The 13658-nt window shown below is 37.3% G+C and carries 9 protein-coding genes and 7 tRNA genes; 4 read left to right on the top strand and 12 right to left on the bottom strand.

The genetic code is table 11. The annotated features are described in order from the left end of the window. The first annotated feature begins 4 nt into the window (after positions 1 to 4). The 4 genes from FLUTA_RS02750 (at position 5) to FLUTA_RS02765 (ending at position 5762) form a co-directional block, all read left to right on the top strand. Positions 5 to 1738 (top strand): HAMP domain-containing sensor histidine kinase, encoded by a 1734-nt coding sequence (locus FLUTA_RS02750; RefSeq protein WP_013685328.1) that lies wholly within the window; start codon positions 5 to 7, stop codon positions 1736 to 1738. A 129-nt stretch (positions 1739 to 1867) separates the two neighbouring features. Next, positions 1868 to 3805, top strand: coding sequence for a KUP/HAK/KT family potassium transporter (locus FLUTA_RS02755; protein WP_013685329.1), 1938 nt, complete (start codon positions 1868 to 1870; stop codon positions 3803 to 3805). Positions 3806 to 3936: 131 nt separating this feature from the next. Continuing rightward, on the top strand, positions 3937 to 4614 hold the full coding sequence (locus tag FLUTA_RS02760; protein WP_013685330.1) for a response regulator: 678 nt from the start codon (positions 3937 to 3939) through the stop codon (positions 4612 to 4614). A 38-nt stretch (positions 4615 to 4652) separates the two neighbouring features. Next, positions 4653 to 5762, top strand: coding sequence for a porin (locus FLUTA_RS02765; RefSeq protein WP_218916784.1), 1110 nt, complete (start codon positions 4653 to 4655; stop codon positions 5760 to 5762). A 376-nt stretch (positions 5763 to 6138) separates the two neighbouring features. Here FLUTA_RS02765 and FLUTA_RS02770 read toward each other — a convergent pair whose 3' ends face one another. The 12 genes from FLUTA_RS02770 to FLUTA_RS02815 all read right to left on the bottom strand — a co-directional run bounded on the left by FLUTA_RS02770 (position 6139) and on the right by FLUTA_RS02815 (position 13655). After that, positions 6139 to 6513 (bottom strand): hypothetical protein, encoded by a 375-nt coding sequence (locus FLUTA_RS02770; protein ID WP_013685332.1) that lies wholly within the window; start codon positions 6511 to 6513, stop codon positions 6139 to 6141. Positions 6514 to 6654: 141 nt separating this feature from the next. Beyond that, positions 6655 to 7383 (bottom strand): trypsin-like peptidase domain-containing protein, encoded by a 729-nt coding sequence (locus tag FLUTA_RS02775; protein ID WP_013685333.1) that lies wholly within the window; start codon positions 7381 to 7383, stop codon positions 6655 to 6657. Between the two features lie 264 nt (positions 7384 to 7647). Continuing rightward, the gene (locus tag FLUTA_RS02780; protein ID WP_013685334.1) at positions 7648 to 9891 is read right to left on the bottom strand and encodes a hypothetical protein; all 2244 of its coding nucleotides are present in this window, start codon (positions 9889 to 9891) and stop codon (positions 7648 to 7650) included. 289 nt (positions 9892 to 10180) lie between these two features. Then, positions 10181 to 10294: transfer RNA gene (locus FLUTA_RS21345), tRNA-OTHER, on the bottom strand. 184 nt (positions 10295 to 10478) lie between these two features. Next, positions 10479 to 10565, bottom strand: a tRNA-Phe gene (locus FLUTA_RS21350). Positions 10566 to 10570: 5 nt separating this feature from the next. Continuing rightward, positions 10571 to 10643: transfer RNA gene (locus FLUTA_RS02790), tRNA-Leu, on the bottom strand. A gap of 50 nt (positions 10644 to 10693) precedes the next feature. Then, positions 10694 to 10763, bottom strand: a tRNA-Pro gene (locus tag FLUTA_RS21355). Positions 10764 to 10849: 86 nt separating this feature from the next. Then, positions 10850 to 10932, bottom strand: a tRNA-Tyr gene (locus FLUTA_RS02795). Positions 10933 to 10938: 6 nt separating this feature from the next. Further along, a tRNA-Pro gene (locus FLUTA_RS02800) sits at positions 10939 to 11014 on the bottom strand. A gap of 7 nt (positions 11015 to 11021) precedes the next feature. Next, positions 11022 to 11094 (bottom strand) — tRNA-Cys (locus tag FLUTA_RS02805). Between the two features lie 744 nt (positions 11095 to 11838). Then, positions 11839 to 12912, bottom strand: a complete 1074-nt coding sequence (locus tag FLUTA_RS02810) for a nucleotidyltransferase domain-containing protein (RefSeq protein WP_013685335.1) — start codon at positions 12910 to 12912, stop codon at positions 11839 to 11841. Beyond that, positions 12909 to 13655, bottom strand: a complete 747-nt coding sequence (locus FLUTA_RS02815; RefSeq protein WP_013685336.1) for a nucleotidyltransferase domain-containing protein — start codon at positions 13653 to 13655, stop codon at positions 12909 to 12911. The genes FLUTA_RS02810 and FLUTA_RS02815 overlap by 4 nt, the downstream gene beginning before the upstream one ends. Positions 13656 to 13658 lie beyond the last annotated feature (3 nt).

The raw sequence follows: 13658 nt of genomic DNA on the forward strand, positions 1-13658 counted from the left end.
AACAATGAAAATAAAAACAAAGCTTACGCTTGGTGTTGGATTACTCCTTTTGCTGATTATTCTGCTTGCAGTTGTTTCCGCAGGATATGTCCTCGCATTGAAAGAAGATACCAACAACATATTGGTTGCCAACTACAACAGTCTGGATTATTCCCGGAAAATGCTTTTGGCAATTGATGAAGAAGAGAATGACAAAACTGCTGAAAAACGTTTTCGTGAAAACCTCGCACTTCAAAACAAGAATATTACAGAAACAGGTGAACGGGAAATCATGGAGCGTTTGAATGACCACGTTCGCCAAATGGGCAACAATTTCACAGTAAAAACCCAGATACATCAGTTGGTTCGGCAGGATTTGTTAGAAATCATGCGGCTCAATATGAGTGCCATTCAGCGTAAAAGCGATTTTGCCAATCAATCTACCAATAGTGCGTTATTCTGGATTGTAGGAACAGGCAGCGCTTGTTTCCTGATCGCATTCATTTTACTGGTTCAATTGCCACGGAATATTGCTCGCCCGATCAAGGAATTGACAGAAAGTATCCGACAAATTGCTTCCAGAAACTATAAGCAGCGTGTTGCCTTTGAAAGTCACAATGAATTCGGTGACCTGGCAAAATCTTTCAATATCATGGCTGAAAAACTGGATGAATACAACAGTACCCAACTGGCGGAAGTCCTTTATGAAAAAAAGCGCATTGAAACCCTTATCAACAGTATGAATGATCCGGTGATTGGATTGGACGAAAACAATCTCATCATGTTTGTGAATGATAAGGCGATTAACATTCTCGGATTATCCAAAACAGATTTAATGGGGAAATCTGCACAGGAAGTTGCGCTGTCTAATGATCTTTTGAGGTCATTGATTCGAACTTCGATAGATTCAACGGACAAAGAAGGAAAACATGCTGCACCCATTCGTATTTTTGTCAATGATAAAGAACAGTATTTCGAAAAAGAGCAGGTTACCATTTCAATCACACCAACCGGAGAAAGCGAAAAACACACCATTGGTGATGTGATTATTCTTCGGAATATTACTTCTTTCAAAGAATTGGAATTTGCCAAAACCAATTTTATGGCAACTATTTCTCATGAATTAAAAACCCCTATCTCGTCGATTAAAATGAGCTTGCAACTCCTTGAAAAAGAAGCTGGAGGAATTGTCAATCCAGAACAGCTGCAACTCATCCACAGTATCAAAGAAGACAGTGACCGACTTTTAAAGATCACAGGCGAACTGTTGAATTTATCCCAAATCGAAACCGGAAATATCCAACTAGTGCTGCAATCTTCTAGTCCACACGACATGGTTTCACATGCGGTTGAAGCCGCAACCAAAGAAGCAGAACGTTATCAGGTAAACATTCAGGTCAATGAAGCTGAAAAAATTTCTGAAATCTTCGTAGATATGGACAAAACACAATGGGTGCTCATCAATTTACTGGTTAATGCGATTCATTATTCACCTATTGGCGGAACTGTTACGGTTAGTTTAGAACAGCAAGGAACGAGTGTGCGATTTGCTGTAAGCGATAAAGGCAAAGGGATTGATCCAAAATACACCACGCGCATATTTGACCGATACTTTCAAGTACCAGGAAGCAGCAAATCAGGAAGTGGGCTGGGATTAGCTATCTGTAGGGAATTTATCGAAGCACAAGGAGGTACGATAGATGTTGATAGTCAGCTAGGAGAAGGTAGTACATTTTACTTTCTGATTGAACAAAAATAATCCGTCATAAATCCATTCCTTTTTGTTTTGATGAAAAGAGTGAAATCTTTATAAAATCTTTATACCTACAGAGGTACTTTTGCAGGTGATTCCTACGAAGGGAATTCAATAAACATTTATTCGTACACCATGTCAAAAAACCATCATCACGCACTTTCATTCGCGGGATTGATCATTACAGTCGGAATTATTTTTGGAGATATCGGAACTTCTCCACTTTATGTGTTAAAGGCCATTGCAGGTGACCGGGAACTTACAGAACAATTGATTCTGGGCGGGTTATCCTGTGTCTTTTGGACACTTACACTTCAAACCACCATTAAGTATGTAATTATTACACTTCGGGCCGACAATAAAGGAGAAGGAGGAATCTTTTCGCTGTATACGCTTGTGCGGCAGCGAAAGAAATGGATCGTAATACCTGCAATGATCGGTGGGGCTGCTTTGCTGGCTGATGGTATTATTACACCGCCTGTCTCTGTATCATCGGCAATTGAAGGATTGACTTATCTATACCCGGAAATCCAGACGCTGCCTATTATCATTGGAATCATTGTCGCAATTTTTGTCATACAACAGTTTGGAACCTCGGTAGTAGGTAAGGCATTCGGCCCGGTGATGCTGATTTGGTTTTTGATGCTTGGCGGGCTTGGAATCATGCAACTCGCGACCGATGTTACTGTTTTAAAAGCGTTGAATCCTTATTATGCGTATGATTTATTGGTGAATTACCCCCAGGGCTTTTGGTTATTAGGAGCTGTTTTTCTTTGTACAACAGGTGCTGAAGCCTTGTATTCGGATCTTGGACATTGCGGGAAACAGAACATCCGGGTGAGCTGGATATTTGTGAAAACAATGCTTGTGATCAATTATTTCGGTCAAGGGACATATTTAATGCACAATCTTGGAAAGACCGTAGGGGGAGAAAATCCGTTTTTCCTGATCGTTCCGGACGAGTTCCGTTTGATTGCCATTATTATTGCAACCGCTGCAGCAATTGTCGCTTCACAGGCCTTGATATCGGGATCGTTCACGCTTATAAACGAAGCAATCCGTTTGAACTTATGGCCAAGAGTTCAGGTACGCTTCCCATCCAATATTAAAGGTCAAATTTACATCCCGTCTGTGAATTGGTTCATGATGCTGGGGTGTATTGGTATGGTGCTCTACTTCCGAAAATCAGAGAATATGGAAGCAGCTTATGGACTATCCATTGTGCTGGCAATGATCAGTACTACTGTGTTGTTATATTTTTACATGGTCCGCAGACATTGGAATCCGATCTTTCGGTTTACGCTGACAGGAGTTTTCCTGATCGTGGAAGGTGGGTTCTTGATTGCTCAAGTTGATAAATTTCCACACGGAGGTTACATTACCCTCATTCTTGCTGCAACCTTGATTTGTCTCATGTTCGTGATTTTCAAAAGCAAAAAGATTCGAAACAGCTACGTGGAATATGTAAAGATTAAATACTATTTGCCATTACTTCAAAAATTGTCCATAGATGATCAAATTCCAACCACTGCAACGCATTTGGTTTACCTGACCAGTTCGGAAAGGGTTGACCAGGCAGAATCCAAAATATTTTATTCTATTCTGGAACAGCAGCCGAAGCGAGCCGAACGTTACTGGTTTGTGCATGTTATTACTACTGATGAGCCTTATACGATGGAGTATAAAGTAACGAAGCACGATGAAAACGATTTGATTCGCATTGACTTCAGATTGGGTTTCAGGGTACAACCGAAACTAGATATGATGTTTCGACAAGTAGTTGGCGAGATGGTAGCAGCGAAAGAAATTGATATTCAAAGCCGCTATGCTTGTGAGTATCACAGAAGTGATAAAATTGGAGACTTCCGTTTTGTAATCATCCGTAAATTTCTTTCCAATGATAATGAGTTACCTTGGTTCCAAAAGATCATTATGAATATGTACTTTTTCATAAAAGGGCTTTCTTTAACTGAAAAGAATGAATTCGGACTGGATCCAAGCAGTTACGTGGAAGAAAAGTTTCCTTACGTAATATCGAAGTCTACTCAGTTAACCATGAAACGGATTGATTAATATTTAAATAGAATGTTCCCATGATATTGAAAGTATGATGTCATTACTTAGTGAAATAAGGTTAAAGTAATTCTTGTGGCAATTTAGTATCCGAATTCCATCGGAGATTTCTTACATGAATACATAGAAGCATGAGTAAAGCTGAAATTTTGATTATAGACGATGAACCTCATATTCGCAAATTGCTTGAGATTAATCTGGAGAGCAATGACTATAAGGTAAGTATGGCTGAAACAGGTCAGGAAGGTTTGTTGAAAGCAGTCAATCATCCACCGGATCTTATTATACTTGATTTGGGCCTTCCGGACAAAAACGGGCATATTGTACTGAAAGAACTACGGGAATGGTATGGTAAACCAATTATTATTCTTTCTGCCCAGAATGAGGAAGAAAGTATCGTTAAGGCACTGGACAACGGAGCAAATGATTACCTAACCAAACCTTTTCGATCTCAGGAATTACTTGCTCGCATACGTTCGGGAATTCGTCATTCAGAATCCCAGACCGTTATTACTACCATGGAGTTTGGTGATATTGAACTGGATTTGACGGCACGTGTTGTTAAGAAGCGTGGACAGGAAGTAAAACTAACTTTTACGGAATATTCGCTATTGGTTTTGCTGGCAAAATATGCTGGAAAAGTACTGACTCATCAGTTTATTTTGAAAGAGGTTTGGGGACCTGGTTATCAGATGGAAACGCAATACTTGCGTGTATTCGTAGCTCAAATTCGTAAAAAAATTGAGGAAAATCCAAATGACCCCAAGCATCTTCTAACAGAAAGTCGTGTTGGTTACCGGTTTATATGATCTTACTAACAAATGAACATGCAACTCACCAAAGGTTTATGAAATATTTAGCACTCCTATTTTTGATGATCAATGGTCATTTATTTAGTCAGGTAGTCAATACGGGGATGACCGCGAATTATGACTCCTTGGAAGTTGGAAAAATAAAAATTGGAGGTTTAATTGACGCTTACTATGGCTTCGATTTCAATCAGCCCGAAACTTCCGACAGACCCTATTGTGTTTCATCTCCTCGTCATAATGAAATTAATATAAACCTGGCATACATTGAATTGCAATACATCAATAAACGTGTACGCGGAAGATTAGTTCCCGGATTCGGTACGTATATCAACTCCAACTATGCAAATGAAAAAGGCAGCCTGAAATACCTGATTGAAGCAAATGTAGGTGTGCGTCTTTCTAAAAAACGTGATATCTGGATTGATGCTGGAATTATGGGGTCACCTTTTACCAATGAAACAGCTATTTCCAAAGATCACCTGATGTACACACGTTCATTTGCCTCGGAATACGTACCCTATTATTTGACCGGGGTAAAAGTGAGTCTTCCGATAGGAAAGAAAATAAAAGCATACGGATATATTCTCAATGGCTGGCAGGTAATAAGTGACGTTAATAATCCGCTTTCCGTAGGAACTCAGATTGAATACCGGCCTTCAAAGACCGTATTGATCAACTGGGATACTTATGTTGGTGATGAATCTTCGAAGTTAGCACCAGAGAATCGAACACGCTATTTTACAGATGTATATTTGATCTATAACTCCACAAAGAAATTTTCAATGACCTCCTGCGCATACATTGGGGCGCAAGACAAAAAAGATACACTTAACATGAAATCCAGAGCTATTTGGTGGCAGGCTAATGTGATAGCCACTTACCAGTTTACCAAAGCTATTTCATTGGCAGGTCGGATTGAATATTATAATGATCTAAAATCCGTACAAGTTGTTCCAATTACCTCTGCAAAAGGATTTGATACTTATAGTGCAGGATTGTGTTTGAATGTAAAAATTGGTGACAATGCACTTTTCCGTTTGGAAGGAAGATCGTTTTATTCAGATCGGAAAATGTTCATCGATAAAAACAAACAGGAAACAAATAGTAGCAACTTACTAATCACTAGTCTGACAGTTTGGTTTTAGTGTACATCATTACTTCAAATTTGAATACTTTTTTGAGTTTTTAAGCTGAAAATGGTAAATAGAAGGAATACACAAATTTATGCGTAGTCTCCAATTTTTGAGATTGATTCCAGAATTTGTTCTTGATCATTAATAGTTAACCAAGGCTTTTCGAAAAGCGCAAATTTACTATTTAAATCTATTGAGGTAATTCTCATTCACCCCCGCGAAAAATCCACGGAGGTTCTTTTCGGGGTGATAAAACGACAGATTTAAAGGATTTAGAGGATTTCCCAAAGGAACTTTATATAAAGCAAAAACCCTAGAGTATTTGATACACTCTAGGATTTTCTAAGCTTAAAATAAGCCATATCTACTCTAACGAAAACATGATTACTTAATAGTCAAGATTATACTTCTCCGTCAGCATGGCTATAATTTCGTTTTGATTCTGATTGGTTTTACTCAATGCATTGTATTCATTTTGAATTTTCACTGCCATGAATGTATCCTCCCAATGTATGGCATTATTTGGGCAGTATTCCTGGACTATGTCTTTAAACTGTTTAACATATTGAGCATCCGTGATCGTCTTTGTAAACAATTGAAGCGCCCAAGTTGAAACACTTTTGATAATAATATTTTCGGAATCTTTCCCTCCTATTTTCCAGTCAATTCTATTTCCTAACTTCTTAAGAGAAATGCGATATGAAAAATCCTTATTCGTGATAGAGATGCTTAGGATATCGTCTTTAAGAGTATGATTTATCATGATGTTTCAAAATTATAATTATTGTTTTGGTTAGTTTATGCATCGACGGTACAAATGGTCTACTCTTCAACTTTGCCTAAATCTTTAAAAAATTTTCCATAAAAGCAAAACCCTAGAGCATTTGATACATCTTGAAAATTTCTAATTAATTAATTTAATTCTCTTCACGAGATCAATCGGAGCAAGATAAAGTTTCAGAATTCCCTTATCACCGACACCTCCTGCCAGAACGTGTCCTACTACCTTGAATTGATCATCAACAACTGGAGCACCGCTCATACCTGCTGGTTCAATATTGGAAGAGTCCATAAAAACCTCCATTTGATCCACAACTGTATACTGCTGAAATGTTCCAAAATACTGCTTTTGATTACATCCAATATCAGAATATTCACATGCAATTATAGATACGCGATCTCCTTTCTTTAAACGCTTGAAATTTGGTTGAAAAATTCCAATTTCCTTTGGCTTATCTTTAACTCTCAACATGATCAGATCATCCATTATTTCATCACAGTATAATAAATCTGTTGTTTCAATAATTTCTAACGACAATTGACTTGTTCTTGAAAGCCCATACCAGAAATTAACACTGTCCGAATATGTTTCCAAATCTAAGGCTGGGCTAAATCCCATAGCGTCTCTAGTAAGGTGTTTAGCCGTCACAAGATAAGTTGAATCATACAATTCAAGTAGATAAGAAGATGCTCCTGTTGCCAAACCACGATTTTTCATACTAATTTGATTCGTCAATAAGTATTGTGTTTGTTGAAGTTGCGAAAAATAAAAAACTTTCGCTTTTTTTTCGCTTGAAGAGCATGATAGAGTAATCCCAATAAGTAGGAAAAATAGAAGGTTGATTTTATTCATAGCTGCTAAATTTAGGTAAAAATTGAAGAGCTTTTGAGTTGTGAAAAATTTATTTCGCCCCCCCCCTAACAACCCCTGGCCTAAAAGCAAAAACCCTAGAGCATTTGATACACTCTAGGTTTTTCTAAGCTTATAGCCATGTAAGCTATTTTCTTCTAACGTTTTTTAGCGGTCTGGATGGAGCCAGAGTACTATTTCGAAATGCTTGATATCGAAGACTTTTGGATAATCAATACGAAACAATTGTGAAGCAAATTCACTTGATCATTCCAGGAACAACTTACTAACTTCAGCGGTATTCAAGGCCCAACTCATGTCATACACTTCATCTGCTTTTTCAACATCTTCGATGATAGCTAAACCTTGTACATCTGCTTTCATGTTCAATAAATCTCCAATCTTTAACTTAGCATCCAATTTGTTCAATAATGCTACTAACGTCGAAAGATTAAAATCTTGAACTACTTGTCCTCCAAAGCTCATTTCTAACCAAACAATTTCTCTATTCTCTACATCCAGAACACCAAACACCATCCCTTTTGTAAGACTTTGTTTAATTCTCACCTGATGTTGCACAGCTGTAGGGTCATAAGCAACTCCACTTGAAGAAATCCTCATTGGAGAGTTACTGTTCATCCAACCAACTACCACGTTTGGAGCCAAACTGCCATTCGAATAAGCATTACAAGTGAAACTCACATATTTTGCTCCTAATCGAGTTAACTCATTCAAATCAACATCAATGTATTCAGCAGTTCCTGTTTTATCAGGAATGCTTTGAATATCTCCGCTATGCTTACAACCTGGTATCACAAGTTGTGAATAGGAACAAAATTCATTCTTTTTCTCATAGACTACTCTACAACTCAAATCCATATCAAGGTGTTGAGCCGGAAGACCTTCTCCCCACTGTAAGAATAAACGAACAATATCTCCTTCAACTTTGAATCTGGTTCCCATTAAAGCACCCGGTAAGTCTTGAAGATGTTCACTTCTGTCTCCAATAGCTATTGGAATATTAAATAATCCTTTGTCAATATACATTGTGCTATTCGTATTCTCCACTTTACTCAAATTACTTTTGATTACTTCTAAACTCAAGGACTGAACTAATGACTGCATTCTTTTCAATTCCTGATCAGTATACAATTGAAGTAATTTATTTGAAGGAATATTCTTACTTGTTCCTCCCAATGGTTTTACAGTTCTTGATGAACTTTTATCGAAGTATACTTCAGCATACATATTCAAAGTGAAAATCAAACGTGCAGGAACTTTACCCATTACTTCTTTGAAGTGTTTAATAGACACATCTGGTCCGAACCATAACATGGAAGAAAACAATGATCTGGCAAACAATCCCGGTCTCTGCTTTAATAAAGCAAAAGTAACTTCGGCATCTGATTTCAATTTATGCTCATTTACTTTACCTTGCCATACCTCGTATTTCTCGTTGTAAAACGTATCCAATAATTCAGCTAAGTTTTCAAATCCTTTTCGCTTGCTGTATTCAGCCAATCTCAATGCTCTGATTACTCGAACCCAGATACTTCTTTTGGGGTGCATCATTTCACATTGGTCAACAATGTCTAAGGTTAAATTATTTAACCACGTCGCATATCGTTGACATTCACTTCTAGTATACTTTAACTTCAAATCAGCCAATGATTTAATCTTTGTCTCCATGCTCTTATCAAGCTGAGGATGTACGTTTTTCGCATTCTTCTCTAAACGATTCACTATTGTTTTTGGTTCGATAATTTGTAAAAAACCAGTATGATTATACCATAAGTACCTCAATATGTCATTAGGTGTTTTGAAAAACTGACCCGCCAATTCTGAATGATCTTGTTCAACGAGAACGTCAATAACAACCATCAACGTTTCCTTTATCCTAACTTCAACACCTGATGGAATGTCGAAATGTGTTATTAGGACTTTAAGGTCGTCGACTTGGGTAGCATCTAAAGCAACAGGCGATTCCAAAAGACTCATTAAGTATTTTTTCAAATCATCTTCTGTCCACAACTCCAATGTTTTCAATTTGTTCCCTCCAGAAGTATAATCCAACTTATCGAATTCAAATGGGGTTCCACAGAAAGGACAACCATTGTATCGTTCAATTGGAAACGTATTGTTCGGAATTAAGTGTCCACAAGGGAGTTTGGTTCCTTTGTTGGTTTGAAAAACATTGGCGAACCAAGTAATAATATGATCAACAACAGATTCTCCGGTTGGTACATTCCATTGCTTTACTAACGGCGTCCAGTTCTTGTTTACGCCTGTAACCTCTTTCAATAATTCAAACAACTCCAATTGTGTCTTTGGAGAAATTCTATTCACCTTGTTTAGCAAATCTTCGGAAAAAGTATATCCCAACTTCGAACAATTCGCTAAAAGCACACTTGTTGTTTCGTTAATATGTTTAGCGCCATCACTTACAATCCACTCTTGAGGGATCACAATGGCATTTTTTCTAATCGATACTTTTAATAAATCTGTTTTCATAATTCTAGTTTTTAAATTTTAATAATCAGGTAATTTTGTTTCTCTGTCATTTCCTATAAGTGATGGGATATACCCAAGAAGTAAGAAACAATTGACCATATTATTTTTATGGGTAATTCATGATCTAAATTCAACCAGTCGCCCTCCGTTTGAGGCGGAGACCAGGATTCGAACCTGGACAAGGAAGTAAGATCATGTTGACCCATTTTTTCAGGTAATTAACTAACTCTCAAAGACGGACTCGAACCGTAAATACCAATCTGTAGTAAGTTAGTTTTGACCTTAATAGTGAGGCAGGTGGGATTCGAACCCACAACCTGGGCATTAGGAGTGCTGAAGTAAGCTTTTATTGACCATTGGTAATTAAAAAGCTAACCTGCTCTACCAACTGAGCTACTGCCTCGATTAAGGAGGTAATTGAATAAGTCAGATACGTGACGGATAGTTTTTGAAGTAACTTATTCTTGACCTGCAATATTTAAAAGAACGTTTTGCCTTTCGACATAACAAAGATTAATACCTACTGCGCAATTATTCTGCGTAGATAAAATCTTTTTTTTTACAGGAATAACTAAACCCCTAAATTGTGAAACAGACAGGATTCGAACCTGTATCTTCGGATCTTCAATCCGGCGCATTGACCTCCCGATAGCTATCGGGATTGCTACTGTTCCAATTGTACGGAGAGAGAGACTCGAACTCTCAAAATTCTGTTCCTAAAACAGACGCGTATACCATTCCGCCATCTCCGCATTTATTGTGTCTCAACAAATTCAAGTAAACTTGATTTGCTTACTTCGTCTGAGAAGCAGGATTCGAACCTGCAACCTCCCGCGTCCAAGGCGGGTAAAAACAACCATCGTTATCTTCCCAGTAATCTGGCACTGATTCCGAGTATTCGAAACGAACAACTCAAGAGACAGTTGAGTGTTCTGGCTAAAAAGCCACAGTGCCATTGTGGAAGTGGCAGGATTCGAACCTACACGCTCCGAAGAGACCAGATTTACAGTCTGGCGAGCCAACCAATTGCTCAACACTTCCATTAAGTCGGATAGGTAGGATTCGAACCTACGTACTCCTCATCCCAAATGAGGCGAGATAAACCTAACTCCTCTACTACCCGAGTAAAGAGACAAGAATGAGATTCGAACTCATAAAAAACGGATTTGCAATCCGTTGCCTTAACCATTCGGCCATCTTGTCTTTTGCGGAGAACAAAGGAATCGAACCTTCATCACGTTGCCGTGAACTCACTTAGCAGGTGAGCGTAACAAACCAATATTTACCTATTCTCCTTTCCTGTTTTTGGCGCATAAAAAAAGCATCTCAGGGAGGAGATGCTTGAATAAGATTATCTTTTTAATGATATATCTATTCTATTAAAACATCCTCCCGAATATTAGTGTGCGCTTTCGGACTACAAAATCGTTGTGCCGGATAACACGGCAGCGATAACGGCTGAAGTTGTATATGTAATTCTATATGTGTCATTTTTCTAATCATTTTGTCATTTCAATTCGACGGTGCAAATATTAGTATTCCTTTTCAATAAACCAAACAAAAAAACGAAATCAATCACCTGTAAATCAACTATTTAACATCATTTTTAGACAATAGAATTCTACCCCACTTATTGTGAGTATTGTACATTTTTTCCAATTGACTGTCTCCCAATTGATTCATGTTTCAACTACGCTTTTTCTATATCTATTATTTATCTTCTCATTTCTGAAAAAAAAATCAAAAAAAAAGCGTCCAAATTATGGACGCTCGTGTTATTATCTTCAATTATTCCTTATTTCTAACTCCTATTGATTGAAAAAATTGCACAAAGCGTCACCATGTCCTGAAAATAACTCGGACAGAAACTGTAATACAGCGAGGGTTGTGACATATGTTTCATTCTTTCAATCATTTATTTCATAAAATCTACAAGTTGACGTAGAATCACCTTGATAGTTGCTCTACCTCCGAATAGAATTCTTTTCTAATTTGGATTAAAAGTACATTAATTAAATCTGTATCCGGTTGGTTTGGAAGCGATGAATGGCGATATAACTCTACAAGTTCTGTTTTCAATAATTCAGCTTTTTCAACCAATTCTTCATATCCATACTTTCCATCTTTTATCTCAAGTAAGTATTCACGATCTGAACGTTCTACAATGATGCTTCCTTCAACCGCTATTTCCTTAGCCATGTGCAACAAGCGAAAGGTGTGCATCATATTTTTTGAATCATAATTTTTCCCATGAACGATTGTGTTGGAATAACGTTCTTCATTTCGTTTTTCTACCCAATCCCAATATTCTCGGTACTTCTTACAATAGGAAGAGTAGCCATCTTTATTGAAAAACAGCATTGCAATAGGCATTTCTCCTTTTGGAATGTTACTCAGGTTAACATCATTGGATAATTCATTCCTGGCAATTCCTGAAAAACTCCATTCATTTGAAACATACAAGTTGTAACAGTCTCTCATGTGCGGAATTCGACTGAGTCCACAATTAGTTTGATCTAATTTCTGAGTTCCAAGAAACTTTTTAAGTTCCACAGACTTTCCGTTATCGAGTATAAAACAAAAATCCAGTATCGATTTCCGTTCCTTTTCCATTGGATTCACAATCTTCTTTTCTAAACCACGTGCCTTTTTTATTTGTGAATAAGCGTAGTTAGCAAATGAGAACTCACACTGCTTACTTAGAAAAATGTTCATTGAAATTGTTTTAAAAAGTGGATGTTCATGCAAAATACAGCGTTCTGGCACATTTAACATCTCCAAAATATTGGGATTGTTGCTCGCACATAAATCAATGAACTTTCTCAATTCATAATAAACAATATCATTCGATTCATTATTTACTTGACCAATGTATTCCAAGGAATAGAAATTATCTACTGGTAAGATAAAAACACCGCGAATATCTGTATCAGAGTTTGGCGTATCTAATCCATACGCTCTGCTGCCACTAATACATTCAAAAATGATGTGTCCAGATTTTTTTAGCTCGTCAATAGTCATGATAATTGATTGATGAAAAACCGTTCAAAATCAGCAACATTTGCTTTTTTAGCCTTGATCGAGTCTTTCAAGTTATTATTTTCCAGAACAATCTCTTTTACTAAAGCGATTAATTTGTCGTCAATAGCAGAAAATCCGGATTCATTCGTATGTGCTTTTCGTGCGATAAGCTTATCTAAAAATTCGGCATTTTCTTCATCAATGAGAGAATACAAATCCTGAAATAAAACTGGCGGTATTGTTTCATGTTTTAAGATCCAATTCGCACAAAAGGCTGTTCTAGTCGCATAGAAAAAAGCTTTGAGTTTGAGTTCCTTTGATTCCAATTGTTCATAGAAACCTTTGTTCATGCTATGATAATGGTAAAATCCGGCTATTGGATTGAAATTTTCGATTGCCAATTGTTTCATAGCCTCCAATGTTCCACCACGATTTATATAAACAATTGGTGAAAACAACCATCCTAAAAATGAAGCATTCGATTTTGCCAATAGTAAAGTTGCTTTTTTCAAATCCCAGCCTGAGCCATCTAAATCATCTTCCGTCATGAACTCGATGCTATCTTTTGAATCCCACAAACTCAGATAACTCTCCATTTTTCGTTTGTAAACAAAACGAATGTCATAATCTGAATCAGGTGAAGCAAATCCCCAGGCTCTGCTTCCAGATTCTACGGCAAAAAGAATTTCAACATTGTGCTGAAGTTCTATTTCTTGCAATTTTTGAAGTATTTGATCTTTCATGAG

Origin of the sequence: Fluviicola taffensis DSM 16823 (assembly GCF_000194605.1) — a bacterium.
Classification (GTDB): Bacteria; Bacteroidota; Bacteroidia; order Flavobacteriales_D; family Crocinitomicaceae; genus Fluviicola; species Fluviicola taffensis.

Coding starts and splice junctions, on each gene's coding strand:
- FLUTA_RS02750 (WP_013685328.1), top strand. CDS start 5: ATGAAAATAAAAACAAAGCTTACGCTTGGTGTTGGATTACTCCTTTTG.
- FLUTA_RS02755 (WP_013685329.1), top strand. CDS start 1,868: ATGTCAAAAAACCATCATCACGCACTTTCATTCGCGGGATTGATCATT.
- FLUTA_RS02760 (WP_013685330.1), top strand. CDS start 3,937: ATGAGTAAAGCTGAAATTTTGATTATAGACGATGAACCTCATATTCGC.
- FLUTA_RS02765 (WP_218916784.1), top strand. CDS start 4,653: ATGAAATATTTAGCACTCCTATTTTTGATGATCAATGGTCATTTATTT.
- FLUTA_RS02770 (WP_013685332.1), bottom strand. CDS start 6,513: ATGATAAATCATACTCTTAAAGACGATATCCTAAGCATCTCTATCACG.
- FLUTA_RS02775 (WP_013685333.1), bottom strand. CDS start 7,383: ATGAATAAAATCAACCTTCTATTTTTCCTACTTATTGGGATTACTCTA.
- FLUTA_RS02780 (WP_013685334.1), bottom strand. CDS start 9,891: ATGAAAACAGATTTATTAAAAGTATCGATTAGAAAAAATGCCATTGTG.
- FLUTA_RS02810 (WP_013685335.1), bottom strand. CDS start 12,912: ATGACTATTGACGAGCTAAAAAAATCTGGACACATCATTTTTGAATGT.
- FLUTA_RS02815 (WP_013685336.1), bottom strand. CDS start 13,655: ATGAAAGATCAAATACTTCAAAAATTGCAAGAAATAGAACTTCAGCAC.